Below are 25,123 nucleotides of genomic sequence, written 5' to 3'. Positions count from 1 at the left end.
AACAGCTTAAGACACGCTATTTATTAGCTTCCTGCCGAGCAAGCCCTAGACGTTCTAGGTCTCCAGTCAGCAACAGAGTTTCCCGGAGATATATCTCAGCTTCACAGGCTGGCACATTTTCATCCAGATCATAATCAGCGACTCCTCGGAGTCTTTTCTGCTTCTGAAGTCTCCTAGCAATTTTCGTGAGCGCCTTTCCTTGTGCTTCAAACTTCAAAAAAAGACGCTCATGAACGCCAGCATCGCGTTTTTCGCAATTTGGCAAGCTCAGTCTTTTGGCGGTCGCTACAGCGCAGTGGTAGACATAATAGTAACTGCGACTTATCGCAGACCGACTATCAATCTCGGAGTTCTGTTTGGCCAGACGGATAGCCTGCTCGTGAAAATCTTTAGGCGATACCGACATAGTACGCTTCCTCGCGATTAGGCTTTTCGTCCGCAGTCCATGGTGTCGTGCAAATTGTAAGTTCCCGATCAAGAGGTCCGTCGTGATTGTCCATGAGCGCATCAAGAACCTTGTCGTTCAGGTCTATGACATCCTCAACAGATGCTCTGACCCAAAATCGATAGAGAATCCCCTCCCCTTCCATGGCGAAGAATTTGAAGCCCAAAATGGGATGATTCACATGTTCCCTGATTACTCGGCAGGCTGTGTCCAGTCGCTTAGTAAGCTCCATATCGGACTCACCTAACAGGTTGAGGATCTTAAGCGCAGCACCCACGTGTTCGTACTCAGATTTTTCTGGGCCAGTGATTTTTGCGGCCTCTTCAATCGCTCCTATGTTCATCTGGATAGCAGCCAATAGTGACCTCGACTCGGGCGGGACTTTATTTAGGAATTCGGATACATCCACCACTTCTCGTGCACGAAGCATTTGTCCATTGATTAAGGAGAGGTGTGCCGTGGAAAAACCCGAAGCCACGGGCTCCAGCCCCCAATAGGCCGATGCTGCGACATGTTCCATGGATTCAAAGTATTTACCCTGGAGGGCGAGAAGATAGGCGACCTCGTGGTGCAGGACAACTCTGAAATTGGCTGACGTATTAACCGACCCGAGGTACTTTATAGCCTTACGCTTGGCACGCTCGACAGACAACTCATCGAGCATGTAAGAATTGTGCAGCGTGTCTTCGATCGCTCTTCTGGTCTCGGAAATCTCATCCGCGATGGTCTTTTTTGCTACGCCAGCCATGGCAATCTCACTCGTTTTATGAGGTGCGACTGTAGCACGCCACACAGTTATTTCGAGCTGTCCACCCATCCACCCTGGACGCATCCCCAGTAGCGACCCGCCCCGATGCCGTAGTAGCGTTGTGCCTCCCAACGAACCACCCCGGTGCGATGCCGGCAAGCCCATAGACTGGCGCACATAGCGAGGAGGTTCCAGTGAGCAAAGAGCCAAGACTACCGGAAGGGGCTCCGATCTATTTTGTGCAGCCTGGAGAAAGAATTACGAACCTCCCGGCGAGCGAACCAACCATTCCGGTAATCCGAATGGTGATACAGCCAGCTATCCCCTCATCACCATTTCAAGAAGTGCCTGGTTCAGGTCGATTTGAAATCACCGCACTGATTGATACAGGCGCGACTGGCGTTTACATCGATGAAGACTTCGCAAAACAGTATGGCTTTCTAAGTGAAAGAACGATGACCGTCCACTCGGCCGCAGCAACAACGATCGAGCCAGTGTATCCAGCACTTTTCGAGCTTCCTGAGGCATCGTCTCACTACAAACAGTCTGCCGAGTTCACATCTGTTCCTCTGCGGAGACATGGACGGGAATATCATGCCGTTCTCGGCATGCAGTTCCTGAGCAATGGCATTCTTTTCATGGATTTCGACTCAAACACTTTTCGGTTTGAATTCACCACCAAGCCCAACAAATAGCAACTCTCTGGTATCCCACGGGCCGTCCTGCTTCAAAGCGATGACCTCGCGGTCATCCCAACTGCAGTAGGCCAGGGGCTTTACCGAGACAAATTCAGCTCTTAGGCTGATTCTTGTTTCGAGTATGCTGACCGCAACCGCATACGCCTTCTGATCACTCATGCAGCCTCCAAACGGCCAAGCCGCTTCAAGTTGCGTCCCTGTGACGCAAGACAAGTCGTGTCCGGTCGAGCCATGGCCCACCGTACACGATGATTTCCGATGGCCTGCCGAGCAGGTGGTGCAGCATGAATGGGCCAGGTCCAAAGACCTCGGCTCGTTCGCCTGACAGCTGTGGATCGACGCCCAGGTATATCCCGGCATGGTTCGGGTGGGCAGTGCGCCCCACGGCCATGACGATCATGTCGCCCCGCCGGGGTTGGTCGACTTGGTAAAAGCCAGCCGCCTCGTAGGCCTGCTCGTACAGGCTCGGCCCGTCAGCGTCTTCCCACCATCCTTCTTCGCGGGCGTAGGCCGGAAACTCCAGCCCCCACTCGCGCTGGTACCAATCCGCGCAGGCCTGCCAACAGTCCCAGGCGCCATGCACAAATGGCCGATCCAACAGCGGCGTGTGCCCGGTGGGTGTGATTGAGCGCAAGTCGCCCTCAGGCCAGGACAAAATGTGCCAGGGCAGACAGGTTGCCTCGCACATGGCCAGATCACGCGGCGACGGCCTGCTGGTGGCGTCGGGGTGCGAGTGCACGATGCCGATCACCTGGCCCTGGTCTTCAGCCTGGGCGTACTGCTCCGGCGAGATACGAAACTCCTCGCCCGGGTCGGCTGCGGTGTTGTCGCAAGGCACGTACCGGTGCGCCTTGCCCTCGGCAATGATCAGCCCGCAGCACTCGCGCGGATACTCCGCCGCAGCATGCGCTTGCACGGCGGCCAGGATGTGTTTGCGCATGGTCAACTCCGCGCAATTAGGGAGACAGCCGGGAAGCCGCCGAAGGGGACCGCGTTGCCTTTGCCGAAACGCACCGTGCAACCGGAATCGAGGCAGCCATTGCACTGGTCCTTAGCCGGGTCGCTGGTGGGCTTGCCGTCCATGTCGAAATAGGGACCGGTGTAACCGCAGTTCGGCCCGCGATAGCCCGCAGTCATGGCCCAGTGGCACAGCTGTGTCATTTGCCTGCCAATGGTCTCGCCGCCCACATCGCCCGGGCTGGCCAGCTCCCATGCCACGGCCGTGCCGCTCTCGGAGACTTTCTGATCGATGTACCAGACCTCGACGGCCTCCTCGGCAGGGTCCGCCTGCGGGTTGCCCGCGGGGAAGTTGGCCGCGTCCAGGTACTGCGCCAGGGTATGGCGCATCGTGAGCTTGAATTCCAGCAGATCGTCGAACGCCAGGCACAGCGCTGTGATGCGCCCGTTGACGTTGCCTACAGTCAGGCTCGGCCGAACAGCGGTGCCATCCGAATTGGCCTCGATGCCTTCGATCTGCATGGGCCAGGCGCTGTACTGGTTGCCCTGCCACCAGATCGACTTGGCCGGCAATTGATCGGCGGAAGCGCCTGCAGCTGCCAGCTCCTCTGGCGTGTGAGGTATTGCATGCCCATGGAAGCGAAGCGTGTCAGCGCCGAAGTCCGAGCCATCAAGCTCAAACAGCAGCACCTCGTTGCCAGGCTCCAGAGTCTGGATATCTTTGATCAGCGGCATGATTGTTCCTACGGTTGGAAAGCCCGCTCGAACGTAGCGGCAATTTTGAAGCGGCCGCCACCCACCGGGGTGGGCTTTGGATCGGCGCAGGTGAACAAGCCCAGATCGCCGAGTGGCGTAGTCCACAGGAACGCCTTCGCGCCGCCGTGGCGGTCGAAGAACTCCATGATCTTGCGCACCTGGGCCTTCGTGCCCGTGACCGATACCGGGTAGCTGTCTTCCTTGTTGTTCGGGCCATCGCCCACTACTTGCCGGTAGCCCCCACCGAAGCGCGATTCACGCACGCGGTAGGTGATCTCCGGCGCGCTGCCTCGCTCGGTCGGCCAACTGAATTTCTCGATGGCCATCTTCACCGCCCCTTAGCATTTCGATAGCTGGTTCCACCTGGTCGCCAAGAGTCAGCAACCGCCTTTTCGGCAGCAGTCTTCATCTGCATCTGCATGTTCCTCTGCAGAGCTTCTTGATCGAGCTGCATCCCTTCGCTACTGCGATCCTCAACGGTGACCGATACAGGGGCAGAGAGATTGAGGCTTGAGCTGCTCCTGCTGCTCGCGCTTGGGAGGGAAGGCATAGGCGACATCGAGTCGACATAACCGCCGTCGGCATAGCCCCGGGTGTTCAGCGTCTCCAGGAAGTCGCGCATACCGGGCTGGCTTACCACTTCACGCCTCAGAACGAACTCGCCGCTGTGCACCACGCCGGCGGGATCGTACTTGCCGCCGTCGCCGGTGTAGCCACCATCAGAGAATCCGTACGCTGCCGAATAACCTGCCTGAGATGCGCCGAGGTTGGAGGACACATAGCCAGCAGAGCCAGGCTCCAAGCCGTTGCCTGTCCCCCCACCCCCGAAATACGCAGAGGCTGCTGAAACACCCAGGTTGACCAAGCCGCCCAACAGGCTCGACGCAGCTTGGCGTGCGGCGATTCGGGCCATGTCCGCCAGAATCGACTTGGTAAAGTCAGCAAACGAGAATTTGCCGGTCATGGCGAAGTTCACCACGGCGTCCTCCATCGAATTGAAGGCATTGGTGAACAGCGATTTGGTCTGGCCTGAGATGTCGCGTGCTTGATCGAGGTAGTTTTGGAAAGCGGATTTTGCGCCGCTTTGCCAGTCTCCCTGGGCGACAGTGATCTTGTCGTAGTTGTCGACCACGGTTTCGCGGTACCGGTCCTCGGCCTGACCGAGAATGACCAGATCGCGCTGATAGTCGTCCTGCGAGTACTTGTCCGGCGCCGTACGCCGGCGGTCCAGCAGCCGGGCGCGCTCGTCGTTAAAGCGGTCCGTCGCTCCGTCAAGGTTGCTTTGCAGGCCGGCCTGTCGATCGCTCAGGCCCAAGGCGCTGGCTGCGCGGGAGCCGGATATCGCAAGCGCCTCGCGCTGCCTCTCGAGCTGGTCGGTGTAGGCCTGGACCGCCACTTTCTGCTTAGCCAGCCGGCCTTCCTCGTTCGTGGCCAAGACAGCCAGTTCCGAGTCGGCCTCCTTCTGCGCCTTGACCATGGATGCGCGTGCGTCGGCGATCTTCTGGTCGAGCTGGATGCGCTGTTGGGCGCTAGTCGTGCTGCGGCCCTTGGCCTGCTCGAGCGCGGCGATCTCGGCCTCGTAAGCGTGAGTTACATCGGAGGATTGCTGCTCGATGATTGCGGCACGCTGGGAGGCATATGACTCCTCCGAAACCAGTCCAGCCTTTTGCGCAGCATCCAGCTCTTTCTGATGGTTCTTGTACTCGGCCAGGATGGCGCTGAGGGCGTTTTTCCTGTCGTTGAACTCGGTGAGGTCGACTTCGCCCGTTCGGCCCTTCGGATCCTTGTACTTTCCCTTGATGTTGGCGATGTTGCTAGCTACCACATCTGCATTCAGGCGGGCATCGTTGGGGTCTGCTTTCCTGATCGCTTCCAAGTCTCGGCGATACTTTTTGATTTCCTCATTGCGCTTCTGCTCGTTGGTCCACGCTGACTTGGTCAGCGCGTCAATGCGAGTCATTGCGGAAACGGCATCTTTTTGCGACTTGGCTTGATCAGCGTCGTATTTTGCGAGATCCGCCTCAGCCACAAGCTTGTCTTGGAGAAAGGCTTTCTCGTCCCTCAGAAGCGTGAGCGTTCTCTCGCGGTTCCGAGAGATACCAAACCCACCGGCTTCGGTCATCGCGATTCGGCGGTCAAGGTCTGCAATCTGTTCGGCTGTGGTTGCGACACGCCCAATATTGAGCAGCCCGTCCACGGCATTCGATGCAGCGTCCTTTACTTTCTTCCAACCCCTTTCGATGGTGCCGAGATTTTCGGTTATTTCGCCCGCCCGCTTCTCGACCGTTTCAGCATAGGTTTCAGTCAGAAGGTTAGTTGCCTCAACGGTTTCGCCCTGATCCTTAAGGGCCACGATCTGCGAGTAAACCGAGGCAGTCAGGAAGTGATACTGGTCATTCAGTTCCTTCGCCGCCTTGACCGGGTCATCGGCGATTTTCATGAACTCCGCCACGGTCGCATCTATCGAGCGTCCAGTCGCATCCTCCATTGCGGTGGCGGCATTAGCGATGAGCTCGAAGCTCTCAGAAGCGATTTTGCCGCTGCCAGCCAGCTTGGCCAGAACTTCAGCGGCGGCTCCAACCGTCCCATTGGCGTCACTGACTCGACGCGCCATGTCGCCTAGGGCGCTAGCCGTGGTTCCGGCGTAGTTGCCCGTCAGAATGAGAGCTTGATTGTAGTGGTCGGCCTCTTTGCTGCCTTGGCTGTAGCCATAGACCAGCGCACCAATCGCGGCGGCAGCTGCCAAGGCGGCCGCGACCATCGCACCCAGGCCGAACGTCAATGGCGGAGAGGCAGCCCTCAGCGCGTCAGTTGCCTCTTTTGCGTTTTTGGCGGCGTCTGCAGCAGTGTTTGCCCCGTCCGCCATGTCGCCAAGGCCTTCACTGGCAGCATCAGCACCCTCTGCCGCGGCTTTACCGCCCTCGCCGATTGTACCGAGAGCTTCGCCAACCGAGCCGATGCCGCCGCCGATACCCAGCACAGAGCGGATCTTCTCGCCCAGCACATCCAGCGTCGGGCCAATACCGCCGAACGAGTCGACGATCTGGCCGCCTTGCTGAATAAGCACGAGCAGCGGGTTTTGCCCGCCGGCCAGGCTGGTGAAGATGTCGGTGAACTGCGCGGGGAGCTGGCGCAACGCGGCTGCGGTCTGCCCGGCGGAAACACCAGTGTTGCGAACGACTTCATCGAAGTCGCCGAGCTTCTGGCGGGCAGCCTCAATTCGCGTGTTGTATTCCCGGAACGTCTCGTCATCCAACAGCTTGGCGTCTTTGAACTGACGCAACTGAGTCTGCTGCTGGTCCAGCTTGTCCAGCGCGGCAACCACGGGGTTGATCCGGCCCAGCAACTCCTGCAGCCCTTCAGCCTGCAGGCCGTTGGTGGCAGCAGCCTGGCGCGCAGCCTCAGCCAGCCGGTCTTCGGTTTCGAGTAGCGCGCGGCCACGGGCATTGATCTCTTCCTGATACGCCGCCCAGCTAGCTGCCGAGGATTGGGCCCCATCCATTGCGGAGCCCGCCTGTGTCACGCTGGCGGCCAAGCTCTGGTGGTACTCGCTGGCCTCAAGCGAGGCTTTCGCCATAGCCTCCAGCCGCCCCCGGCGCTCGTCCGCCGACTCGGCCGCACGCTGCTCTGCCTGAGCTGCCGATTCCGTCGCGCTGGTCAGCGTTGCCTGTGCCTGCCCAGCCTGATCGGCGGCGGAACGGTAAGCGGACATCCCCGCAGCCGCACTGGTGAAGGCCTCTGAGGCGCTGGTTACCGCGCTGCCCACCGTAGCCATCTGCTGCGCCAGCTCGCCTTGCTTGGCATTGAGCGCCTGCAGCTCCTCAACGATCTGGCGGGTGTCACCGCGCATCCCATTGAGTGCGTTTTCCCAGGCGCTGCCTGCTTTGCCTGCCGAATCCTCGGTGCGCTTGCCAGCGTCTGTCAGCCTGTCGAGATCAGATGCGGCGTCGACGGCATCGCCCGAGTCGACCCGGATTCCGAGTTCGGCAATGGTGGTCATGATCTACTCCAAGGATTCGGCCATGACGGCCAGTGCTTCGACCTCCATGATGCGCAGGTCGGGGAAAATGTCGGTGAGGTCGCGACGGCTGATGCCAAGCATTGAGGCTGTGGCGGGGATGGCGGTGTAGTCGAGCCCGGAGGCACCGGCTTGTGCGACGCGCCACTGAGTGCCCATCGCCTCAAACAGGCGCAGGGCCGGCCACGCATCGGGCCAGACCTCGACTTCTTCCTGCTCGATATCTGCAAGGCTCAGCCCCAGCGAGCCCAGTTGCTCGGCGCTGGGACCGCGCTCGTAGATGGCCCGCGCCGCCGCCCTCAGTTTCCCAAGCGAGCCGGGGCATAGGCCGCTTGGTATGCGTCGATCACAGCCTTCGGGGCGCCGGTGCAGGTGAGCACCAGCTGGCGCACCGTTTCGTCGGTGTATTCGTCCTGCAAGCCCCAGCCGTGGACGATCTCCTTGATCTGGTCGGCCTGCAGTTGCACCTCGCTGCGGGTGACCTCGGCCCAGGTCGCGCCTTCCTTGGCCTGGTCGGCCAGCGACTCGCGGGCCTGGTTCCAGCGGTCGAACATCTCCGCCAGCGCCAAGCGGTCAAAGTAGCGGAATTCGAACTTCACTTCGACCGGCTCGGCGCCGACGCGCGGCAACAGCACTGCGGCGCTGAACGTGGGGTTCTGCGCAATCTTGATCTTCGCCATGGGATTCCCTTATGCCGCCTGGATGTAACGCAACGGGCGACCCGACAGCGCGACGTTGATGACGCGGGTCATCAGGTTATTGCGCTCCATCGTCGGAGTGCTGGAGATGCTGACATAGCCCGGGTAGAGGATCTGGTCACCGTTTGGAAGCTTGAGACGCAGCACGGTCAGCGACTTGGTATCGCCGTAGCCTTCGACCAACGCGACGTAAGCGGCGGTCGGCTGATCCTCAACGGTGATCGCCAGGTTGATCGGGTTGCGGTTGGTCGGGAACTGGCGGTCATCGTCGTCCTCGAGGTAGCCCACGGTCAGGTACTGCTGTTCACCACCAGACGAGGTGAACGCGGTCACTTTGGAGATCTGTGCCCAGTTGCTCACCGGGAGCACCGAGCCCATGCCAGCGCCGACGGTGTACTTATCGGTGTTGGTCGTGTTCAGCCCGCCCATGGAGAACTTGTCAGCCGCCACATTGGAGGCACGGACGGCGCGGTCATTGATCAGGGACCAGCCCGAGTTAACCACCAGTACATCGCCGTTCTTGATGGTGTGGCCGGCAGCGGTGGCCACCGGCGGCGCGGCGTTGGTCAGGGCGGTGTAGGTGACGGCAGCGCCGAGTGATGCAGCAATTTCCAGCACAGAGCCGTTAGGCAGCGGGAAGCGTGCGGCCATGGTGTTTTCCTCTTGGGTAGAAACGAAAAAACCCGCACGCGGCGGGGCTTCAGGGGGTAACGGGTGTCAGGCGGCGTCGAGTCCGAGCGTCATTTGCAGTTGCTCGCGCCAGTAGTCGACCTGATGCTCGAGCGCAGGCTTGCGGCCTTTCCATCGGGCCAGCTCGCGGCCGGAGAGGCTGGCGACCTGCTGACCATCGCTGAGGGCGCGGCAGGCGCGATCGAACTGCTGCTTCTCGTTCAACTCGCCGCGCAGGAGTGCATCGATGTGCAGGTCGGCCCAGACGGCGAAATCCACCTCGAGCCAGCGAGCGAATGCCACGGCAAGCTTCGGATGAAGCCATGTCCCACCAGTGCGGCCTTTGCTGGTTCGGGTTAAAAGGTGGGATTCCCCCACATTAAGATGACGTGCCAAGGCTTCCATGTACTTGATTGAATCAGGAAGCCTGAGCCATTCAGCGGGCTTCTTACCGAATCGCTTGGCAACGTCGGTGGCGTTGATCCAGCCCTCGCTGTTGAAGCGCACGGCCTGGCCTTGGTAGTGGAATGGAATCACGTTGCTGTCGTTCATCGGTGTCACCTCGTTCATCAGGCGAAAAGGAACGCAGCCGGGGCGGACGGATGAACGAACATCCGCCGTTCGGCTGTACGGGCCTAGGCTGCGTGTTGGGTTGGCCGCACCTAGACGGCCTTGGAAGGGGGGCTACTGGTCCGCGATACCGCGGTAGGTAAAGCTGCTCGGAACTGCGTAAGTCGCCGACTCGGTGATGGTTGGCCCCTGCTCTACCGGCTCGGTGATCAGCCCCTCAAAGCCGTTGCGACTGAGTGAGGTGTCGACGCGGAAGACGCCGGACAACTCGTCCACCAGCGTCTCGGCTGTGGCCAGGGCCTGGCCTGCAGGGCAAACAATACTGATCTGGTAGACGCCGGTGTATTCGTACGCCTCTCCGCCCAGGTAGTTGCAGGTGGTGCTGCCTGGCAGTAGATAGGCGCGGAGGTAGGTCTCGCCGGGCTCGGCCTCGAACCCCTCTTCAAAGTTGGCCACCCGAATGGGACGCGCAGCGGCCCAGGCAATCAGCTTGATTTCGATAGCCTGCCTGGCTCTTGCCTGGCTCATAAGCGATTGGCCCTGATGGCTGCGTCGACGATGCGCTGGAAGTTGGCCAGGGTGATCCGCACCATGCCGGCCGGGGCCTGGGTTGAATGGCCGTATTCCAACGGTACCGCGTAGGGCAGGTTGTTCACGATGTAGGCCGTCTGGCCGATGGTCAGCGCCTGAACCTGAGCAAGCAGCGCTGCGATCGCCTCTTTGCCCGATGGGTCGATGCGGTCGAGTTCGTCGGTAGCGGGTGAGTCGATGGAGAACTGCCAGTTGCCGCGAAAACGGCCACCAACGTAACCCTGCCCGGTCACCAAGCCATTCACGAAGAAGTTCTGATCCCGCTCGGTTTTCGTCAAGGGCTTCGCATAGCGCAAGCCTCGCTTGAGGTTGCCAGCCTTGGTGAGGTTGCCTGGCGTCTGCCTGATCGCCTCATTGCGCGCAACGACCTTGGCGTCGTAGCGATCTGCCTCAGCGGTCCGGGCGGCTCGGTGAGCCACATTGGCCGCCCAGATTTCGGGATTGCCCACGGGCGACATGCGGATAACGCTGCTGCCGATCTCGATCACGATTTCGCGGAAGGTGGCGTCCAGCGCCTGCTGCGCCTGCTCGGCGAACGCTCGGATGCTTTCGGCAAACCCACCCTCGCTCCCACCGTACCGCTGCGTCATGTGTGAGCCACGGGACATGTCATTTCCTCAGTTGGATGGTCCAGGTGGCCTTAGCCGGGTCCTCGGAAACGTTGAGGGTCCGGTATCCACTCACCATGTCGCCGATTTTCGGCTCTGCCGGTGTATCGGTGGCCGCGCCGCCCATCTGCTCGAACAATTCGTTCTGCAGCACCAGCAGCTTCACGTCCTGAGTCTGGATGCGTGAGCCGTCGATCTCCTTGGCCAGGTAGCTGCCGAAAACCCCTCGCCCGGTGTAGAGGAGCGTCGAGGCCGGCACCGTGCCGCCGATGGCGGGGTCGTAACCGCCTTTGATGGAGCGCGACCCCGCCACTGGCCGGACCGCATCCGCTAAGCCGTCAGGGTCGTCCAAGGCTTCTGCGAGTTCGGCCTGCAACTCTTCGCGCATGCCCATGGCTAGACCCTCTTAAGCATCACGGTGCCCTGGCGGCGCGTCCATGGCGCGATCAGATCCAGCGCGAAGTTCTCGCCGGTTGAGCGGTCGGTCGACCCTGCGGCGTAGGTCTTGCTGACAGAGGTGCCTGACTGCGCCGACACCGTCTTGCTCTGCACCTCGCGGTCGGTGTCCTTGTAGAGCTTGCCGGCTACAGCCAGCTTGGCTACCTGTGCCCCGGCAGACTTGATTGCGTCCGGCACCACCTCGGGCACCGCACGCTTGATCTTGGCCGTGAGCCACGCATTGGCCATGGCCACGGCAAGGACCGCATCACCGGTGCCAGCCCAGCCCGCTCCGAGCTTGCCATCGACGTCGGCGACAGTGATGAAGTCGGTCATGGCCTTACTCCTGCGGGATCAGAGCTTGCAGGTCATCTTTCTTCGCACTGGCGTCGAAGGCAATGCCCTTAGCGGTGAGCCATTCCTTCAGCTCAGGCACCTTCATCTTGTGCGGGTCGGTTTCCTTCTCAGCTTTGCGGAGCTCGTCGATCTCCTCTTGCGTGCTGCGTGAGGCATAACCCTGCGGCGGGTAATTCGACGCCTTGTAACCTTCGGCGACGTACTCGGCCACGGTTGGGCCATTCTGGCGCAGTTGATCCGAACCTGCGCCGTTGCCAGCGGCTGAACTGACAGCGGCTGCCAGGGCCTGCTTCTGCAGTCGATTGATCTGGGCGAGCGTGAGCTGCTCGCCCGGCTTGATTTCGTCTTTGCTCATAGTCGTCTCCACGGAAACGAGGGCCGGAGCCCTCATCGACTCAGGCGCCTTTGATTTTCAGGAAGGCGATCGGCACGTTCTTGCGATCGACCACGCGATTCCAGTTCGCAGCCTTACGCAGGTCGGCCAGCAGAGGCGAAAACTCGTCGACGCTGGTGTCGGCTCCGGTGCGGCCACGCAGGTTCGCGCGATTGGTGATGTCGTCGCCGGTGAACTGGTAGCCGAACGGGTGCAGGATCCAGGTCTTGCGCTCCCACAGCGTTTCTACGCCGCCGCCGTTGCCGGCGCGGGCCTGACGCTCGATCTCCTCCGGCACTTCCGGGCTACCTTCGCCATAGCCGAACGCGCCAGCACCGAACAGCACGGCGGTCGTGGTGATAGACGCAGGGTTGCCGCCGCTCGTTGCCGGCATGGAGTCGTCCACGATGACGCGCTGACCCATGAACGTTGGGATAGTCAGGTTGCCCTGGCTGTCCTTCACGAAGTCAATGTCGTCGGCGTCGACCATCTGCTTGTAGGCCAGCGAGTGCACAGCGATGGCCGAGAGCTGCCCGAACGCATCGCCCAGGGTGAAGACCGCCGAGGTGAACGCCTGACGCGACCACAGGCCCGCTGCGCCGTCATAAACCATGTCGCCGTCGTCGTTGGCCTCGTTGTCAGCCAGCAGGCCTACAGCCGAGGCGATGACGCGACGCTGCCACTGGCGCTGCCAGTAGGTACCGAAACGGTTGCGGATACGCTGCATCGGATCGGAGCCAGCCAACTCCACCACCAGGTCGGCCGCCGAATAGCCTTGGTTCAGGTAGCTGATGCGCGCCTTCTGCAGGCCGGAGCCCAGCTTATTGGGCGCGGCCATGTCAGCGGGATCGTCGTTGGAGGCATTCGGCTCGACGGACGCGTCCAGATCGCGCCAGAAAGGAATCTGGATTTCCTGCCCCCCGGTGTTGGCTTTGGTGTCGAGCATCTCGTTGCGAACAACGACGCCGGACTCGAAGAAGGCCGTCTTTTCAGGGGTGTTCTCCGCCTGATAGTCGGCATAGACCTCGGGGATTACGGCGTCGGAAAGGCGAGTGGTCGCCATAGGGTGTTACTCCTGTTTGGTGGCATCGCGCAGCTGGCGATATTTCGCCGGGTCCGACCGGTAAAGGGCGGTACGTTCGGCTTCGGTCATGTCGGTGAACTTCTGCGTGGCCTTGCCACCGTTGTCGCCGGTCGGTCCGGCACCCTGAGCCCTTGGCCACAGGTGGGTGGCGGTTTCGCGCAGCGATTCCGCCCATTCGTGGGGAGACAGTGGGCTCTTGCCGTCCTTGCCGTAGATGACCTGGCCATCACGATCGGTGGCGACCGGCTCGCCGTCTTCGCTCAGTTTGAAAGTGCCGCGAGCGCGCAGGATGATGTCCTCGGCAGCCTCGGGCAGCGCGCCAGCCTTGATGGCAGCAGCGCGGATGGAGTCGGCCAGCACCTTGTCGCTGTACTTGGCGGCGAAAGCTTCAGCCTTTTCGGCGCGCTCGTTCGCAGCCTTGATCTGCTTGTCGAGGTCGCCGCGCAGGCGCTCGGTGCGGCGGCTGACGACCTCGTCCAGTTTGCCCTCGGCGATCAGCTTGGTCTCTTCGTCCTGGCCGGCCTTGGTGAGCAGGCCTTTGACGGCCTCGATGTCCAGGCCGTCGAACTTGCCCTTGATCCCGTCCAGCTCGGTCTTGATGGTCTTGTTGGAGTCGATCAGCTCGCGGTTCTTGGTCTTGAGGCCCGAGACCTCGCCGTCCAGGAATTTCTGCACCTCGCCGCCCAGCGCTGCCTTTAGTGCTGCGGCTTGGGTCTCGTCGAGGGTGAGGCCGTGGGCGGCCGGGTCGAAATCAAAAGGCATGTGGCTATCCCCTGGGGATTGGTGGGCCCGCCTCGCGGGCGTAAAAAAGCCCCGCAGTGCGAGGCAAAGATGCGCGCCACGAAACCGTGGCTCTGTGTTCTGTGGCGCGGGTCAGTTGATACCTGCCCGCTGGAACGCCAACGGCTCCAACTCCTTGAGTTGGTCCAGCGTCAGCGGCTTGAAATTCTTGTCCAGCTGCAGGGCGGCGAATCGCTCGGCCGTGAGCCCGCCGTCGCGGAATAGCTTGGCGCGGACCGGGCCCAGTGCTGCGTCTTGGAACGTCGCAGGCTGCGTCTTGAGCCACTGGTAGTAACTGAGGCCTGCAGAGACCTGCGCGCCGCCTGAGGATCCGACTGACGCGCGCGTGGCGCCATCCGCAAGCACTTCCGACAGTTTGGTGATGGGCACGATCGTGGTTCGGCATTTGATATGGAACGGTGGCACCGGTCCCTTGCCCGCCTCAAACTCGCGCCCGTCCAGGCTCTTGCACAGCACGCTGGTTTTGCGGTCGAGGGTAGCGACGATGCGATAGCCGGGAATGAACTCCGCGTTGGCCGCCAGCGTCTCCATGCGCGCAGTCGTGGCCACATGCTGAACTGCAGTGTGCACGACTGCCTTTGCGTTGCGGTTGCTGACCGCCAGCACGCCATCGGTGAAGTTCTGCGCGGCCGTGCCGCGAATGGCCTGAGTGATCTCGGCATTAGTCTTGCCCTGCACCACGCCGAGGCGGATGGCATTGGTCACCCGGGTCGACTCCGTGCGAGTCCAGTCCTTGAGGAATGGCTTGAGCAGTTTCCCGCCGTCGATCCCTGCGACCTGTAGCGGCTTCGTGTTGATCGCGGCCCGGAGCAGCGAGTCGGCCGGCATGATGGCGTCGATCAGCAGTGCTTCGGCAAGGCTCCTGCCCTCGAAGGCTGCCTCATACAGAGCGATGTCCACCAGATCGGCCTGCATGCGCTCGCCGAAGGCCTGGTAGATGCTGAGCAGCTTGCCGCCGACACCACCCAGGAACTCCTCCAGCCGGTTCCGGCTGTAGGTGGTCAACTCCTTGCGCGTCAGCTGGTCGCGCACCTGCGTATCGACCTGGCGCAGTGTCGTCTGGAACTTCTTGACCTCACCCGCCTTGAGCCGCTCCAGCAGTACCGCGTGCCGACTGACCTGCTCCAGCAGCATTTCGTCCGCTGTCTGCTTTGGTTTCGTCGCCATCGTCTTTGTCCAGGTCAATGCCGGCTGACTCGCGCTCATCGCTGATCAGCTCGGCCTCTTCGTCGTAGGCGCGCTCAGGCAGCTTGCCGGTGGTGAGGTACTGCCAGTAGGTCACGGCGCTGATCGTGCCGGCCATGACACTCTTCTGCAGCTCGGCCAGCACCTGCGCGTTGACCTCTTGGGTGGTGAACTCAGGTTTGACGGTGAAGACCACGTCGTCCGGGTTGTAGCCGGTCCACTCAGCGGCGTACCGCAGGGCCTGCTCAATCGCGGCGGCTGCGGTAATGACGATGCTGTGCAGCGTGGCGTGCTGATCGTTCTGCCGCGTCTTGCGTGCCTCGCCCGACTCGGTGCCGGACACATCCATCACCTTGGCGCCGGCCTCAAGGGCTGCGCTCTTCTGGTCGGCCATGGCGGTGCGTACTGCCTGCACACCAGCGCCCTGGAACTCGAGGTAGCCGCACTGGCCGTTCTCACCCAGCACCCATGCAGCCGAAGGGCCTGTAACGCTGAGCTCGACATTATCATCGATGCCCGACACCCACGGCTGCGGGTGGCTGGTCTGATGCAGCGCGGTGAAGTAGTCGGCGCTGAGCTGATAGGACTTCAACGCCGCCCGCGCCATTGTCAGCAGCGGAATCTCATCCACGTCCGGCGAGTTGTCGGTCGACCCGCAGTAGATCACCGGGATGTACTCGAGGCCACGCACCAGCTGGTTACCGGCGCCTACGGTGCCAAGGGGTCTTTCCTCCTCAAGCAGCTCGCCGGCCTCGTTGCGCACTGCTGTGTAGCAGACCTCGCCGTCCATGTAGAACTCGCGAAACACGATCTGGCAGTCATGGCTGTAGCGGTCCTCAGCCTTCTTGCGGAACTCGCGGAACACGGACAGCACCAGGTCCTGCCGGCCGCCTTGGTCAGCGGTGTCCCAATTGATCGCGTTGCGCACCGCGTACGTGGCGAAATACGGCTGGCCTGCGTCATCGACGTTGACCACCAGCGGCACCCGGCCGTGAGAGATGGCCTGGCGCACGATGCGCAGGAACAGCTGAGTCAGGCCGAAGCCGTCAGCAGTGGCGTTCTCTTCCAGGCTCTTCAGGCCGCTGGGCAGCTTCACTTCAGGAATCAGCCGGGAGACCAGGCCCATCATCGAGCGCAGCGAGTCGCGCACCCAGTGCTCGTACTGCGCCCGGGCGGTGTAGTTCAGGTAGAGGTAGGCATTGCCCTGCCCGTCCAGCTTCTCCGCTTCTACCATGCCGCTGGGCTTGGGCAAATTGCGCTGGTTGCGCTTGATGGCGCATTCGCCCTCTAGCGCGTCGTCCATCATCCGCCACTCATCGATGTGAGCGTCGAAGTCTGGGTTGGTGGATTGAACAGGCATTACGCCAAACCTCCGATGCGGCGAGTGCCGGCCGACTGGCTCTTGATTGGGTACCGCTTGGCGATGAAGTAGCCGGCGGCGTCGTTCATGTGGTCGTGGCCTTTCTTCGGGTCTTTGTCCGGCACACCGTTCTTGTCGTAGGTCTGCCGCTCCAGGCACTGCGTGAGCTTCGGGCACTGGTCGATGTTGACCTTCAGGCGCCGCTCGCCGTAGGTGTTGAGGAACATGGCGTTGACCGCGTTGACGCGGTCCTTCACGCCGGGGTTCTGCGAGTCGACCACCACGGTGAAACCAGCTTTCTTGAGCAAGGAGAGGTCGGATTCGCTGGCGTTCTTGCTACTGGTGTTCTGGCCGCTGGCGTCGGGGTATACCGATACGCCGTGTCCATGGAAGCGGGCCTTGATCTTCTCGATCATCTCCGGGGTGTCGCGAACCGTGTGGAACTCGTCCAGCGCCAGCGGGAGGCCGTTCCTCACGACGTACACCACCGCGCTCATCTTCATGACGTTGAAGTCCATGCCGATGTGCAGGGTCTCGCCTGGCTGGATGCGCTCAGTGGTGGTGCACTCGGTGCGGTCGAAGGTGTAGTAGACGACCCCTGCGTAGTTCTCGAATCCGGCCTCGTATTCTTGGCGGAACGTGCGCGGGTCCATCTTGCGCCGGGCCGCGTCCAACTCCTCGGCTGGGACGTTGCCGCCCTGTAGCGATGTGTATTGCCAGCTCTTGTGGTCAGGCTCACCGCCGGGCTGGCCGTCGCGGTAAGTGTCGTAGCAGTGGTTGAAGCCCTTCGGCGTGCCGATCCGCAGCGCGTGGCCGCCCTTGAGGGTGCCAACGCTGGGAATTGTGTACTGGCAGGTCGAGAGCATCGGGCGCAGGACCTCTTCCCAAGCGGCGTACTTGCAGTCAGCCCATTCGTCCACCAGCACGAAAAACAGACCAGAGCCCCGCAGGTCGTCGTAGTTCTCCAGCCCCACGCACCGGATAAGGTGACCGCTCTTGAGCGTGATCAGCATGTCCGTTTCATTGGGCTTGGTCTCGCGCCATTGGGGCGGAATCGCCTGCTTGAGCCGGCGCCAGAAAACTCGACGGGCCTGCTTTTGGGTCGGAGCTGCGTACCAGATCTCGTCCTCGACGCTGACGCCCCACTCAGCAGCCAGGCGCGCGGCACGGCGCATCTCGGATTTGCCGAGAAAGGTTTTGCCGAACCGCCGACCACACACCGCGTCACGGAAGCGTGCCTGAGGCTGGAAGCCCCACACGTAGATGTTCGCCTGCTTCGGCGTCAGCTTTACCGGCGCGTCATAGGTACGGGGTAGTCGGGACATTCTCGTCTGGCTCCAGCGTGTACTCAGCAACGGCGTGCTGCTGGTCCGCCTGGGAGCCCAGGGGCTTATCGGGTTCGAGCTTGCGGTTGACGTACATGTCGCCGCACTCCTTGGCCGCCTGCTCGTATAGCTGGGCGGTCAGGGCCAGGTTGCGCATGGTTTCGGCCTTCTCGGCCATCCGGCCAAGTCCGCGGAGCCGATACGCTCGGTTGGCGATGGGAATGTCTGCGGTCTCTTCGCGAAAGCGCTTGCGGCACTCGTTAAACAGGTCGACCCACTTCTGGGCCAGGCCGCGCCCTGCATACTTGGTTGGGTCATGCCCTTCGCACGTCTGGCGGCTCAGCTCGATCCCGAATTCCTTCTTGACGGCCTCCACCACCTGAGACGGTGTATCGAAGCAGGCCAGAGCCTGAACAATGAAGGCTTTGACCTCGCTTCGTAGTGCTGCCATAGGGTTGTCCGGTAGTCAGGGCCTGTCAGGATTCAGGCCGACTTGAGCAGGCAGGTTCCGCAGGCCCTCGCAATATTGATCTTGGCCACCTCAGGTGGCTGGCTTGCAGCGTCGATTAACTGCTGTACGTCTTGGCTGGCACCGTAGCGGCGAACCACGCCGATGAACTCCTCGACGTCGTGTCCGCGCATCTCCAGCTTGGGCATGCCGTCATCACCAAAGGCCGGCGCGCCGTACTTGTCCGCCTTGTGGGCGATGTGATACAGCTCATGCTCCACTAGGGCGCAGAACTCGGCGTCGGTGCACTGGGCGCAGTAGTCGGCTGCCAATGTGATCAGGAACTGCGGCTCTTCGCCGAACCACTCCCGCATCTGCTGCTCTTGGCGGGCCTTCTGCCAGCCGCCGGCGCGGTGCATCACCTGCTCGGCTTGACCTAGCACCGTTCGGCCCTGCTTAGCGAACGACTGCGATGCCCACAGCACCTGGACGCTGGCATCCAGCAGGTGGGCATGATCGGGGTTATGCAGGCTTCCAGTGTCGGCGAGGATCTCATTCGTTATCCATTCCCAGACCTCATGCGCAGGACTAAGGGTCTGAAATACCGATTCAAGCAGGCTAACTGGAGGTGTTGGCTTGCCCATTTTCCGCCATCCCCATTGAAATAGTGTCTCGTCGCCACCACATGCTCAGTGTCGGCCAAGGAGGGCTATCGTTTTGCGAAATGCAAGCTCATTGGCTGGCTTACCTCCAACCCTCAACTCGAGCTTCATTCATGCCTATCAAATGTAATGACCCTGCTTTCCTGATCGATACAGTTCGCCGCAAACACCCTGACGCTGCAGAAAAGCACCCAACCGCTACTCAGCACCAATTCATATTCAAGTGCGGATTGATTATGAACATCTACAGCACGGGATCCGTGAATTTTCAGGGGAACAGCTTTGAAAACCACACCGCCTCAGACCTGATAAATGTCATCGACATGATCAACAGAGGGTAACGATCCTTTTAGTGCCGCTTTCGCATGCGGCACACTCCAGTGATTGACGAGCTCAGATGCAGAGGGCTTCGTTCTGGCAATCGCGATCAATGCCGTATCTGCTAACACCCAAAAGGTCTCTGCGGCCGCCTATTGGTTTTTCTGAGGGCGGAAGGCACAAACGCCCTAGTCTGGTAACGCCCGCCTTCGTACCACTCACAAGTCACTCTCGACCTCCCGTCGACACGATAGCTGTGATTTTCGATCCTTATCACTGTCATCACGGGACCGCCGCTCACCAACTCCACCACATCGCCAATCTTGAATTCGGACAATTTAACCTGCTCCTCGTGTGAGCTGGGACAGTGGGGACTTGGAGCGTTTTTTTCAAGATCTAAAGCGACTGGCGCGAATGACTTGAGCTCAGGTCAGTTCGACCGCTTGCACAGGTCGCAGTCCAGACGCCGGCATACCCAGCGCTTTACTCGCGGCCAGTAGGTGATGACGAACATGTGGCGGATACCGGCCAGGGCCAGGGCGACGTGCATCGTCACGCCGGCGGTGTTCGGGGTGAAGAACATCCGGTCCGACCGGGCGAGGATGGCGTAGCCGCTCAGGGCGATCACGATGTACAGAATCTTGCCCACCACCCCATCGCGGACTTTGCCGCTCAAGACTGCCCAGGTCGCCCACCAACCAATGAGGCCGGCCGAGATGGCATTCACGTACTCAAGCATCATTGGGAAGGCCCTCCGAACTTGGACCTGATGACAGACCAGAGGTCAGCGGCCTTGATGGCGCGGGTAATGGCGGCGATGAGCGAGCCGCCGAAGGTGCCCAGCAGGAACCCTACCCCGGCCACGCTGCGCGGTTCGACGATGCCGAAATAGGCGCTGACCATACCGGTGAGGTAGTGAGCGCAGGCCATGCCGGTGAACAGAAATAACAGCCAGGCCGTGCGATCTGTCAGGTCGTCCTTGTGCCAACGGCTGGCGATCAGGGCCCCGAATAGGCCCGCAATGCCCAGGTCGAATTTCTCGAGCAGGCTGTGGAAGAAACCCATGCTCGACCTCTCGTAGCGCATGAACGAAAAAACCCGGCGCGAGGGCCGGGTTCTTGAATTTGGTGTGCCGGACAAGCGACACGTAAAAGCTGAACAGATCTCCGAAACTATCGAAGATCTTGAATGGTGAGGGATGGCAGGCTGTTGACGCCGAAGGCTGTTGATGCGTTTGCCGAGAAACTAATCCAGGTTTTCCACATAACTTTCTTCATACGACTACCTCCTTCTTGTCCAGATTGTTGTACTGCGCTTGGTGTGTCACTCAGTGCTAGCAGGAACCACATTGAAACTATCCATACCAGACCTCCAAACATCAACAACCCGCCTTCGCTACCGCTTGAGCTTAAGCTCGCTGCTAGGTAAGCATTCCTACACAGTGCGCAGAAATGACAGGATGGGCGCATATTGCGACATGGCGACATGATATTGCAAGCCCTTTAGAGGGACTATTTCACGCTGCCTCGCTTTCCAGCACCCCTACCGTCTCTAGCAGGTGCTGGGCCTCGACCAGCGCCTCGTTCACAAAACCTTCCAGCGATCCGCGAATGGCCTTGTTCCAGCGCTGGTACGTTCGCTCTGTCAGCCCCTGATCATCCCAGGTGGTCATGTCATAGTTCGACGCAGCCAGGACGATCATCTCGCCTGGGCGATCCTCGGCAACCGTCTTGGCGTGAGCATTAGCACGCTCCACGGCTCGCTGGGCTGCTTTGTTGCGCCAGGCCCAGCGATCCTCACCCTTGTCGCACTCACGCACCTCGGCAGGCTTGGCCTGGACCGCTACGCGCTGCACGCCCTTGCGCTGCTCCGGCACCGCCCACACCAGCACGGCCTGCTGCGTGAAGCGGCGCGGCGCGGGCGTAGCCACCACAGGCACCAATCTGCCTATCGCATCCACCTTTCGCCCCTTGTGCGTGCTGTACTTGGCCAGCAGCGCGTGCCAGTGCCTGGGGGTGAGCTGGGCGTGCAGCATCTTGTGCACGATGCAGTCGGCCAGCAGCGCCGCGTCCTTGCCGGTGATCTCCCCTTTCAACTTGCTGGACTGCACCTTTGGCTCGTAGTCACAGCCGCCGGCACTGTTGATCGTCTCGGCCGCCAGTGCGCGCACTACTGCGGATACCACGTTCTGGTATTTCATGCTGCGGCCTCCAGCGGTTCGATACGGACGCGCACAGCGCCGCCCTTGGTGGTTTCCTTGCTCACCCTGACCTGGGTAGCAAAAACGTTGTCATCGATGCCCAGAGCATCAGCCAGGCCGTCACGGCCCGCCTTGAACATGGCCAGCAGGTTGTCGTCGTCGCGTCGGCGGCGGTCGGACGGCACGAACTCGACTACCAGCAGCGCCTGGCCTGCAGGGGATTGCAGGCCGGCCTGCTTGGCGAGCGCATGACACGCGGCGCGATAGGCTTTGGCCGCCCTGCTCTTCTTCGACCAGTGCACGCGGGCGTTGGGGCTGCATGCGGCCGGCGGCCACGGAAGCATCACTTCGCTCATGCGGCCCCCTTCACTGTCATCAAGCCGGCGCGGATCAGGGCCTCATGCGTCTCCGCGATGGCCCTAGGCATGTCCGACCAATCCACCTCGCCCCGGCCGCGCCCGTCGAGCGCATCGTGGCAGCTCGAGCAGGCGTAGACCGCCACGGTGTCGAAGCCCTTCATGCCCATGCCCTTCTTGCCGCATGGCAGGTGCGCCAGCACGGTCGTCTCAGGGTTGAAGTTGCAGGTGCCAGGGATGCGGACTGTGCAGTCCTGGCCACGGGCGCTTTCGCGGACCTTCTTGCTCACGACCCTCATGCCACTCTCCCCCGGCGCTCGCCGTAGATCGCCATCATCAGATCCTCAGGGTGCGGCAGGAGCAACTGCAGGTGCTCTGCGCTGTAGGCGTCCAGCAGCTCCAGGTACTGGGTCATCTGCTGGGTGGTGAACTTGCGGGTCTTGGCCCGACCGACGCGGTACCGAGTGCCATCGGGCAACTGCACCGGGTGCACCTCGGCGGGCCAGAGCTTGGCCACCAGGATGCTGTGCCACTCTTCAGCGCTGGCCAGTTGGCCGTGCGAGTCGCGCAGGTGCGCCTGGATCAGCCCGTTCCACTGCCACAGCAGGCGGTTCTGCGCGTCCGAGCGCTTGCTGCGCACCTCGACGATGGTCAGGCGGCGCGGCCTGGCCAGGTCCAGGCCGGTGATGTAGCCCAGCAGGCGGGCGCGGTCGGATTCGTTTCGGAGCATGAGGTCAGTCATGGGCGCACCATCCTGTCCACGCATCCGTCGACGAATTCAGCGCGATGCCGGTCCTCGAGTCCGCAAGCCCCATCAGCCCAGCGATCCAGCCAGCAGCCGTCTCTCAGCGCTCGGTACCGCTCGGCATCCTTGTGCAGGGTCTCGTTCTCGGTCTTGAACTGGTCGCGCTCGCGCTGCACCTCTTGACGCCGCTCAACCTCTCGCGCCCAGTCCCTACACTCGCTGCCAGCTTCTCGCCATGCGTGCTCGATCTCAGCAAGGAGGGCCAGGATGGCCGCAGGTCTGGTCATCGACTCGAAGTCTCGAACCTCCTGCGGGAATGCTGCAGCCTCTTCTTCGGTGAAGTCCGCGCCCTGCTCATCGCGCAACATGGACTCAGCCAGCGCCTTGAGTTTCTGCTTGTCGATCGTCATGGCCGGTCCTCCTGCAGCAGCTTGAACAGACGGTCGCGCTCCGCTTCAAGGTCTTTCAGGCGTAGGTACTGCTGGATCACCACCGCCCAGGTCGCGATCAGGGCGAGAATCAGGAATGGGTTCATGGCTTCACCTTCAGGCCGGCGGCCTTGATGCACTGGGCACACGCGTGTCGCATGCCAATGGCCGAGTGATAGGCGTCCATGTGGCTGTCGTCGATGGCCTCCTCGGGATCTTCGGGAACCTCAGGCTTCGGCGGCAGCTCCACCACCACGGCCTCGCGCGATGACTGCCAGGACGCAACCCATGAGCAATACAGCTCATGGGTACGAAGGGTCAGGTAACAGCCGTGGTTGCCGCGCGATAGATCAACCGAGAAGGTCATGCCTCGCATCGCTACCTCGAACTGCTCGCGCATCTTGTTGGTGTCCATCAATGCTGCTCCTCTTCGGCGGCTTCCATTTCGTCGAGCTTTCGCATGGTCCGAGCGAGCAGTCGCGTGAACTCTTCTTCGCTCTCGCAGATCACCGGCACGAACAGAACGCAGTACTTGGCGAACGTCTGGGCCACGATCAGGCTGGCGCGGATTTTCTTGATCGTGCTCATCACGCGCCCTCCTTGCCACGGTGCGATTCCCACTCGAACGGCACCACGATCATCCCGCCCTCGCGCAGCCGGTCGACACAGCGCTCGCCCATGGCCATTGGCAACTGGTGGCCATCAAGATTGGAAATCACCACCGTGGGCTTAACCTGCTCGTACCGGCCGTTAATGATTGCGAACAGCGTCGTCAGCTCGAAGTCGCTCGGCTGCTCCTTGCTCACACCCACCTCGTCCAGCATCAGCAGCGATGGTTCGATCAGGCTGGCCAGGATGCTTGCCTCGGTCGCCTCGCTGGCGCGGTCGTAGGTCGCACGGATGGCCTGCAGGATCGAGCCAACAGTCCGGTACACCGCCGAGTGCGAAGTGGTGCGCATCAGGTCGTTGGCCATGCCGGCGCCCAGGTGTGTCTTGCCGGTACCGGGTTTGCCCAGCAGCACCATGCAGCGGCCCGTCTCGGCGATCTGGGTGAAGGTCTTGACGTAGTGGCGGCAGAAGCGCAGGGCGTCGGCCTGGCCCTTGTTTTCGACCTTGTAGCTCGACAGTGAGCGGTCGGCGAAACGCTTGGGGATCAGCGAATCGCCCAGCTTGCGGGACAGGGCCATGCGCACGGTCAGAGCCTGTTCAGCCTGCTCGCGCGCCTCGCGCTGGTCGCTGGCAATTCGGGCGCACTCAGGGCACTGGCTGCGCAGGGCTCGACCCATCAGCATCGTGACCTTCTGGTCGAACGGACCGTGCTTGTCGCACTCTGCGGGCTCGATACGGTTGCCGACCGCGGCTTGGTTGATCGGGGTGACTTTTTCAGAGCGCATAGCTGCCATCCTCCCGGCGCTTCAGGCCTGCGGTGTAGTCCTTGTCGTCAAACCCGTGGTGGCGGGATGGGGCGGGAGATTTCGGCTCTTGCTCGGCCAGGCGCTTTGCAATCCACGACGCCTTGAAGCCCTGCCAGCCGGCGGACAACGCTTCGGTCATCGCGACGTCAGCGGCGATGCCCAGGGCGGCGCACGCGACCAGCTCGGCGTTCAGTGAATTCCATACCGTCTCGGTGACAGCGGCCTTCTTGGCCTTGCGCAGCGCCAACCAGTCGGCCAGCAACGGCTCGGACAGACCATGCGGGTTGTCGGCCAGTAGCTTGGCCAGGCCGAACGGTTTTTTGCGCTCAGCCTTCGTCGGCTCCGGATCAGCCTGAGGGGGAGATGTAATATCTTCCGAAGGAAGATTTACATAGGGGGTTTCTTTCTTGGAATAGAGAAGGGAGTCGTCGGTTTCGGTCTGTTTCGGTTCCGATCCGATTCGGATGATTTGAGCCGAGTCAGACGATTTGGTCTGTTTCGGCTGTTCAATGAAGACCCATTCTTTCGGGTCGCAGAGACCGATATCACCACGCGCCCCGCCTTCGCGGAAGAGCACGCGGCGGCGCAGCAACCCGGAGATCGCTTTCGACACGGTGTCAGGGTGGATGTGGGTCGCCTTGGCGATGGTCGTTGCAGGGATGCGCTGGGCACCTTCGTTGAAGTTCAGCGTGGCCTTGGCCACATACAGCACGACTTTCATTTCGTGCGCCGACAGGTTGATGGCCAGCAGGCCATCCATCAGCTGATTGTCCATCCGGGTAAACCCCCCGGTATTGCGTAATGGGACGACGTTTGTCATGATTCATCTCACAAGTTGCTTTAACGAAATCGCCGACCTTGCCCGTCGGC

The 25,123-nt window shown here is 61.4% G+C and carries 37 protein-coding genes; 1 reads left to right on the top strand and 36 read right to left on the bottom strand.

All coding sequences use genetic code 11. The features are described from left to right. Positions 1–16: 16 nt before the first annotated feature. Together SJI00_RS07480 and SJI00_RS07475 are read right to left on the bottom strand one after the other, a co-directional pair. Positions 17–406 carry a hypothetical protein gene (locus tag SJI00_RS07480; RefSeq protein ID WP_322461099.1) on the bottom strand — a complete coding sequence of 130 codons (390 nt, stop codon included), beginning with the start codon at positions 404–406 and terminating at the stop codon, positions 17–19. Continuing rightward, the gene (locus SJI00_RS07475; protein WP_322461098.1) at positions 390–1,193 is read right to left on the bottom strand and encodes a hypothetical protein; all 804 of its coding nucleotides are present in this window, start codon (positions 1,191–1,193) and stop codon (positions 390–392) included. The genes SJI00_RS07480 and SJI00_RS07475 overlap by 17 nt, the downstream gene beginning before the upstream one ends. 194 nt (positions 1,194–1,387) lie before the next feature. Between SJI00_RS07475 and SJI00_RS07470 the strand changes: the two genes are divergently transcribed. Continuing rightward, a complete protein-coding gene (locus tag SJI00_RS07470; protein ID WP_322461097.1) occupies positions 1,388–1,888 on the top strand; it encodes a retropepsin-like aspartic protease in 501 nt (166 codons plus the stop codon). On the opposite strand, the gene SJI00_RS07465 is transcribed toward SJI00_RS07470, so the two are convergent. From SJI00_RS07465 to SJI00_RS07305, 34 genes are all read right to left on the bottom strand, one after another. Beyond that, positions 1,844–2,050, bottom strand: coding sequence for a hypothetical protein (locus tag SJI00_RS07465; protein ID WP_322461096.1), 207 nt, complete (start codon positions 2,048–2,050; stop codon positions 1,844–1,846). The genes SJI00_RS07470 and SJI00_RS07465 overlap by 45 nt on opposite strands. A gap of 25 nt (positions 2,051–2,075) precedes the next feature. Further along, on the bottom strand, positions 2,076–2,831 hold the full coding sequence (locus SJI00_RS07460) for a C40 family peptidase (RefSeq protein WP_322461095.1): 756 nt from the start codon (positions 2,829–2,831) through the stop codon (positions 2,076–2,078). A gap of 2 nt (positions 2,832–2,833) precedes the next feature. Further along, a complete protein-coding gene (locus SJI00_RS07455) occupies positions 2,834–3,583 on the bottom strand; it encodes a phage minor tail protein L (RefSeq protein WP_322461094.1) in 750 nt (249 codons plus the stop codon). An 8-nt stretch (positions 3,584–3,591) separates the two neighbouring features. Further along, positions 3,592–3,930, bottom strand: a complete 339-nt coding sequence (locus SJI00_RS07450; protein ID WP_322461093.1) for a phage tail protein — start codon at positions 3,928–3,930, stop codon at positions 3,592–3,594. Positions 3,931–3,932: 2 nt separating this feature from the next. Beyond that, positions 3,933–7,604 carry a phage tail tape measure protein gene (locus SJI00_RS07445; RefSeq protein WP_322461092.1) on the bottom strand — a complete coding sequence of 1,224 codons (3,672 nt, stop codon included), beginning with the start codon at positions 7,602–7,604 and terminating at the stop codon, positions 3,933–3,935. Between the two features lie 3 nt (positions 7,605–7,607). Further along, positions 7,608–7,859: a DUF1799 domain-containing protein gene (locus SJI00_RS07440; RefSeq protein WP_322461364.1), complete on the bottom strand. Its 252-nt coding sequence runs from the start codon at positions 7,857–7,859 to the stop codon at positions 7,608–7,610. A gap of 62 nt (positions 7,860–7,921) precedes the next feature. Next, positions 7,922–8,302, bottom strand: coding sequence for a phage tail assembly chaperone (locus SJI00_RS07435; RefSeq protein WP_322461091.1), 381 nt, complete (start codon positions 8,300–8,302; stop codon positions 7,922–7,924). 9 nt (positions 8,303–8,311) lie between these two features. Continuing rightward, positions 8,312–8,971 (bottom strand): phage tail protein, encoded by a 660-nt coding sequence (locus SJI00_RS07430; protein WP_322461090.1) that lies wholly within the window; start codon positions 8,969–8,971, stop codon positions 8,312–8,314. A 66-nt stretch (positions 8,972–9,037) separates the two neighbouring features. Beyond that, positions 9,038–9,541, bottom strand: coding sequence for a KilA-N domain-containing protein (locus SJI00_RS07425; RefSeq protein ID WP_322461089.1), 504 nt, complete (start codon positions 9,539–9,541; stop codon positions 9,038–9,040). Between the two features lie 132 nt (positions 9,542–9,673). Continuing rightward, positions 9,674–10,087 (bottom strand): phage tail terminator-like protein, encoded by a 414-nt coding sequence (locus tag SJI00_RS07420; RefSeq protein ID WP_322461088.1) that lies wholly within the window; start codon positions 10,085–10,087, stop codon positions 9,674–9,676. Next, positions 10,084–10,758 carry a hypothetical protein gene (locus SJI00_RS07415; RefSeq protein ID WP_322461087.1) on the bottom strand — a complete coding sequence of 225 codons (675 nt, stop codon included), beginning with the start codon at positions 10,756–10,758 and terminating at the stop codon, positions 10,084–10,086. The genes SJI00_RS07420 and SJI00_RS07415 overlap by 4 nt, the downstream gene beginning before the upstream one ends. 1 nt (position 10,759) lies before the next feature. Continuing rightward, positions 10,760–11,152, bottom strand: a complete 393-nt coding sequence (locus tag SJI00_RS07410; protein ID WP_322461086.1) for a hypothetical protein — start codon at positions 11,150–11,152, stop codon at positions 10,760–10,762. 2 nt (positions 11,153–11,154) lie between these two features. Next, complete coding sequence (locus tag SJI00_RS07405) at positions 11,155–11,532, bottom strand: hypothetical protein (protein ID WP_322461085.1); 378 nt, start codon at positions 11,530–11,532, stop codon at positions 11,155–11,157. A 4-nt stretch (positions 11,533–11,536) separates the two neighbouring features. Continuing rightward, positions 11,537–11,908: a HeH/LEM domain-containing protein gene (locus tag SJI00_RS07400; protein WP_322461084.1), complete on the bottom strand. Its 372-nt coding sequence runs from the start codon at positions 11,906–11,908 to the stop codon at positions 11,537–11,539. 40 nt (positions 11,909–11,948) lie between these two features. Beyond that, entirely contained in the window at positions 11,949–12,989 is a 1,041-nt protein-coding gene (locus SJI00_RS07395) for a phage coat protein (RefSeq protein WP_322461083.1), read from the bottom strand. Positions 12,990–12,995: 6 nt separating this feature from the next. Further along, positions 12,996–13,772 carry a hypothetical protein gene (locus SJI00_RS07390; RefSeq protein ID WP_322461082.1) on the bottom strand — a complete coding sequence of 259 codons (777 nt, stop codon included), beginning with the start codon at positions 13,770–13,772 and terminating at the stop codon, positions 12,996–12,998. Positions 13,773–13,883: 111 nt separating this feature from the next. Then, entirely contained in the window at positions 13,884–14,945 is a 1,062-nt protein-coding gene (locus SJI00_RS07385) for a minor capsid protein (protein ID WP_322461081.1), read from the bottom strand. Next, on the bottom strand, positions 14,887–16,356 hold the full coding sequence (locus SJI00_RS07380) for a DUF4055 domain-containing protein (RefSeq protein ID WP_322461080.1): 1,470 nt from the start codon (positions 16,354–16,356) through the stop codon (positions 14,887–14,889). Before SJI00_RS07380 ends, SJI00_RS07385 begins: the two co-directional genes overlap by 59 nt. Then, on the bottom strand, positions 16,356–17,681 hold the full coding sequence (locus tag SJI00_RS07375; protein WP_322461079.1) for a phage terminase large subunit family protein: 1,326 nt from the start codon (positions 17,679–17,681) through the stop codon (positions 16,356–16,358). Before SJI00_RS07375 ends, SJI00_RS07380 begins: the two co-directional genes overlap by 1 nt. Further along, on the bottom strand, positions 17,656–18,132 hold the full coding sequence (locus SJI00_RS07370; protein WP_322461078.1) for a DUF2280 domain-containing protein: 477 nt from the start codon (positions 18,130–18,132) through the stop codon (positions 17,656–17,658). The genes SJI00_RS07375 and SJI00_RS07370 overlap by 26 nt, the downstream gene beginning before the upstream one ends. 32 nt (positions 18,133–18,164) lie before the next feature. Continuing rightward, a complete protein-coding gene (locus SJI00_RS07365; protein ID WP_322461077.1) occupies positions 18,165–18,773 on the bottom strand; it encodes a putative metallopeptidase in 609 nt (202 codons plus the stop codon). A gap of 460 nt (positions 18,774–19,233) precedes the next feature. Continuing rightward, on the bottom strand, positions 19,234–19,422 hold the full coding sequence (locus tag SJI00_RS22535) for a YodC family protein (RefSeq protein WP_416221014.1): 189 nt from the start codon (positions 19,420–19,422) through the stop codon (positions 19,234–19,236). 117 nt (positions 19,423–19,539) lie between these two features. Beyond that, a complete protein-coding gene (locus SJI00_RS07360) occupies positions 19,540–19,851 on the bottom strand; it encodes a hypothetical protein (RefSeq protein ID WP_322461076.1) in 312 nt (103 codons plus the stop codon). Continuing rightward, positions 19,848–20,174: an MFS transporter gene (locus SJI00_RS07355; RefSeq protein WP_322461363.1), complete on the bottom strand. Its 327-nt coding sequence runs from the start codon at positions 20,172–20,174 to the stop codon at positions 19,848–19,850. Before SJI00_RS07355 ends, SJI00_RS07360 begins: the two co-directional genes overlap by 4 nt. Positions 20,175–20,625: 451 nt before the next feature. Then, positions 20,626–21,309 (bottom strand): hypothetical protein, encoded by a 684-nt coding sequence (locus SJI00_RS07350; protein WP_322461075.1) that lies wholly within the window; start codon positions 21,307–21,309, stop codon positions 20,626–20,628. Further along, positions 21,306–21,665, bottom strand: coding sequence for a RusA family crossover junction endodeoxyribonuclease (locus tag SJI00_RS07345; protein ID WP_322461074.1), 360 nt, complete (start codon positions 21,663–21,665; stop codon positions 21,306–21,308). Before SJI00_RS07345 ends, SJI00_RS07350 begins: the two co-directional genes overlap by 4 nt. Further along, on the bottom strand, positions 21,662–21,964 hold the full coding sequence (locus SJI00_RS07340; RefSeq protein ID WP_322461073.1) for a nuclease domain-containing protein: 303 nt from the start codon (positions 21,962–21,964) through the stop codon (positions 21,662–21,664). The genes SJI00_RS07345 and SJI00_RS07340 overlap by 4 nt, the downstream gene beginning before the upstream one ends. Next, on the bottom strand, positions 21,961–22,407 hold the full coding sequence (locus SJI00_RS07335) for a recombination protein NinB (protein ID WP_322461072.1): 447 nt from the start codon (positions 22,405–22,407) through the stop codon (positions 21,961–21,963). The genes SJI00_RS07340 and SJI00_RS07335 overlap by 4 nt, the downstream gene beginning before the upstream one ends. Then, the gene (locus tag SJI00_RS07330; protein ID WP_322461071.1) at positions 22,404–22,820 is read right to left on the bottom strand and encodes a hypothetical protein; all 417 of its coding nucleotides are present in this window, start codon (positions 22,818–22,820) and stop codon (positions 22,404–22,406) included. The genes SJI00_RS07335 and SJI00_RS07330 overlap by 4 nt, the downstream gene beginning before the upstream one ends. Further along, positions 22,817–22,945 carry a hypothetical protein gene (locus tag SJI00_RS07325; RefSeq protein ID WP_322461070.1) on the bottom strand — a complete coding sequence of 43 codons (129 nt, stop codon included), beginning with the start codon at positions 22,943–22,945 and terminating at the stop codon, positions 22,817–22,819. The genes SJI00_RS07330 and SJI00_RS07325 overlap by 4 nt, the downstream gene beginning before the upstream one ends. Further along, complete coding sequence (locus SJI00_RS07320) at positions 22,942–23,253, bottom strand: phiTE_015 family protein (protein WP_322461069.1); 312 nt, start codon at positions 23,251–23,253, stop codon at positions 22,942–22,944. The genes SJI00_RS07325 and SJI00_RS07320 overlap by 4 nt, the downstream gene beginning before the upstream one ends. Further along, positions 23,253–23,426, bottom strand: coding sequence for a DUF1382 family protein (locus SJI00_RS07315; RefSeq protein ID WP_322461068.1), 174 nt, complete (start codon positions 23,424–23,426; stop codon positions 23,253–23,255). Before SJI00_RS07315 ends, SJI00_RS07320 begins: the two co-directional genes overlap by 1 nt. Beyond that, positions 23,426–24,232: an ATP-binding protein gene (locus SJI00_RS07310; RefSeq protein WP_322461067.1), complete on the bottom strand. Its 807-nt coding sequence runs from the start codon at positions 24,230–24,232 to the stop codon at positions 23,426–23,428. Before SJI00_RS07310 ends, SJI00_RS07315 begins: the two co-directional genes overlap by 1 nt. Continuing rightward, positions 24,222–25,073, bottom strand: coding sequence for a replication protein (locus SJI00_RS07305; RefSeq protein ID WP_322461066.1), 852 nt, complete (start codon positions 25,071–25,073; stop codon positions 24,222–24,224). The genes SJI00_RS07310 and SJI00_RS07305 overlap by 11 nt, the downstream gene beginning before the upstream one ends. Positions 25,074–25,123: the final 50 nt, after the last annotated feature.

Source organism: Pseudomonas gebzensis (genome assembly GCF_034427815.1).
GTDB lineage: Bacteria > Pseudomonadota > Gammaproteobacteria > Pseudomonadales > Pseudomonadaceae > Aquipseudomonas.
The sequence above is the reverse complement of the archived record's forward strand: the minus strand, read 5'-3'. Positions and strand labels throughout refer to the sequence as shown.

Excerpts from the sequence above, each read along its gene's own strand:
- SJI00_RS07480 (WP_322461099.1), bottom strand. The coding sequence starts at position 406 with ATGTCGGTATCGCCTAAAGATTTTCACGAGCAGGCTATCCGTCTGGCC.
- SJI00_RS07475 (WP_322461098.1), bottom strand. The coding sequence starts at position 1,193 with ATGGCTGGCGTAGCAAAAAAGACCATCGCGGATGAGATTTCCGAGACC.
- SJI00_RS07465 (WP_322461096.1), bottom strand. The coding sequence starts at position 2,050 with ATGAGTGATCAGAAGGCGTATGCGGTTGCGGTCAGCATACTCGAAACA.
- SJI00_RS07460 (WP_322461095.1), bottom strand. The coding sequence starts at position 2,831 with ATGCGCAAACACATCCTGGCCGCCGTGCAAGCGCATGCTGCGGCGGAG.
- SJI00_RS07455 (WP_322461094.1), bottom strand. The coding sequence starts at position 3,583 with ATGCCGCTGATCAAAGATATCCAGACTCTGGAGCCTGGCAACGAGGTG.
- SJI00_RS07450 (WP_322461093.1), bottom strand. The coding sequence starts at position 3,930 with ATGGCCATCGAGAAATTCAGTTGGCCGACCGAGCGAGGCAGCGCGCCG.
- SJI00_RS07445 (WP_322461092.1), bottom strand. The coding sequence starts at position 7,604 with ATGACCACCATTGCCGAACTCGGAATCCGGGTCGACTCGGGCGATGCC.
- SJI00_RS07435 (WP_322461091.1), bottom strand. The coding sequence starts at position 8,302 with ATGGCGAAGATCAAGATTGCGCAGAACCCCACGTTCAGCGCCGCAGTG.
- SJI00_RS07430 (WP_322461090.1), bottom strand. The coding sequence starts at position 8,971 with ATGGCCGCACGCTTCCCGCTGCCTAACGGCTCTGTGCTGGAAATTGCT.
- SJI00_RS07425 (WP_322461089.1), bottom strand. The coding sequence starts at position 9,541 with ATGAACGACAGCAACGTGATTCCATTCCACTACCAAGGCCAGGCCGTG.
- SJI00_RS07420 (WP_322461088.1), bottom strand. The coding sequence starts at position 10,087 with ATGAGCCAGGCAAGAGCCAGGCAGGCTATCGAAATCAAGCTGATTGCC.
- SJI00_RS07415 (WP_322461087.1), bottom strand. The coding sequence starts at position 10,758 with ATGTCCCGTGGCTCACACATGACGCAGCGGTACGGTGGGAGCGAGGGT.
- SJI00_RS07410 (WP_322461086.1), bottom strand. The coding sequence starts at position 11,152 with ATGGGCATGCGCGAAGAGTTGCAGGCCGAACTCGCAGAAGCCTTGGAC.
- SJI00_RS07405 (WP_322461085.1), bottom strand. The coding sequence starts at position 11,532 with ATGACCGACTTCATCACTGTCGCCGACGTCGATGGCAAGCTCGGAGCG.
- SJI00_RS07400 (WP_322461084.1), bottom strand. The coding sequence starts at position 11,908 with ATGAGCAAAGACGAAATCAAGCCGGGCGAGCAGCTCACGCTCGCCCAG.
- SJI00_RS07395 (WP_322461083.1), bottom strand. The coding sequence starts at position 12,989 with ATGGCGACCACTCGCCTTTCCGACGCCGTAATCCCCGAGGTCTATGCC.
- SJI00_RS07390 (WP_322461082.1), bottom strand. The coding sequence starts at position 13,772 with ATGCCTTTTGATTTCGACCCGGCCGCCCACGGCCTCACCCTCGACGAG.
- SJI00_RS07385 (WP_322461081.1), bottom strand. The coding sequence starts at position 14,945 with ATGCTGCTGGAGCAGGTCAGTCGGCACGCGGTACTGCTGGAGCGGCTC.
- SJI00_RS07380 (WP_322461080.1), bottom strand. The coding sequence starts at position 16,356 with ATGCCTGTTCAATCCACCAACCCAGACTTCGACGCTCACATCGATGAG.
- SJI00_RS07375 (WP_322461079.1), bottom strand. The coding sequence starts at position 17,681 with ATGTCCCGACTACCCCGTACCTATGACGCGCCGGTAAAGCTGACGCCG.
- SJI00_RS07370 (WP_322461078.1), bottom strand. The coding sequence starts at position 18,132 with ATGGCAGCACTACGAAGCGAGGTCAAAGCCTTCATTGTTCAGGCTCTG.
- SJI00_RS07365 (WP_322461077.1), bottom strand. The coding sequence starts at position 18,773 with ATGGGCAAGCCAACACCTCCAGTTAGCCTGCTTGAATCGGTATTTCAG.
- SJI00_RS07360 (WP_322461076.1), bottom strand. The coding sequence starts at position 19,851 with ATGATGCTTGAGTACGTGAATGCCATCTCGGCCGGCCTCATTGGTTGG.
- SJI00_RS07355 (WP_322461363.1), bottom strand. The coding sequence starts at position 20,174 with ATGGGTTTCTTCCACAGCCTGCTCGAGAAATTCGACCTGGGCATTGCG.
- SJI00_RS07350 (WP_322461075.1), bottom strand. The coding sequence starts at position 21,309 with ATGAAATACCAGAACGTGGTATCCGCAGTAGTGCGCGCACTGGCGGCC.
- SJI00_RS07345 (WP_322461074.1), bottom strand. The coding sequence starts at position 21,665 with ATGAGCGAAGTGATGCTTCCGTGGCCGCCGGCCGCATGCAGCCCCAAC.
- SJI00_RS07340 (WP_322461073.1), bottom strand. The coding sequence starts at position 21,964 with ATGAGGGTCGTGAGCAAGAAGGTCCGCGAAAGCGCCCGTGGCCAGGAC.
- SJI00_RS07335 (WP_322461072.1), bottom strand. The coding sequence starts at position 22,407 with ATGACTGACCTCATGCTCCGAAACGAATCCGACCGCGCCCGCCTGCTG.
- SJI00_RS07330 (WP_322461071.1), bottom strand. The coding sequence starts at position 22,820 with ATGACGATCGACAAGCAGAAACTCAAGGCGCTGGCTGAGTCCATGTTG.
- SJI00_RS07325 (WP_322461070.1), bottom strand. The coding sequence starts at position 22,945 with ATGAACCCATTCCTGATTCTCGCCCTGATCGCGACCTGGGCGGTGGTG.
- SJI00_RS07320 (WP_322461069.1), bottom strand. The coding sequence starts at position 23,253 with ATGGACACCAACAAGATGCGCGAGCAGTTCGAGGTAGCGATGCGAGGC.
- SJI00_RS07315 (WP_322461068.1), bottom strand. The coding sequence starts at position 23,426 with ATGAGCACGATCAAGAAAATCCGCGCCAGCCTGATCGTGGCCCAGACG.
- SJI00_RS07310 (WP_322461067.1), bottom strand. The coding sequence starts at position 24,232 with ATGCGCTCTGAAAAAGTCACCCCGATCAACCAAGCCGCGGTCGGCAAC.
- SJI00_RS07305 (WP_322461066.1), bottom strand. The coding sequence starts at position 25,073 with ATGACAAACGTCGTCCCATTACGCAATACCGGGGGGTTTACCCGGATG.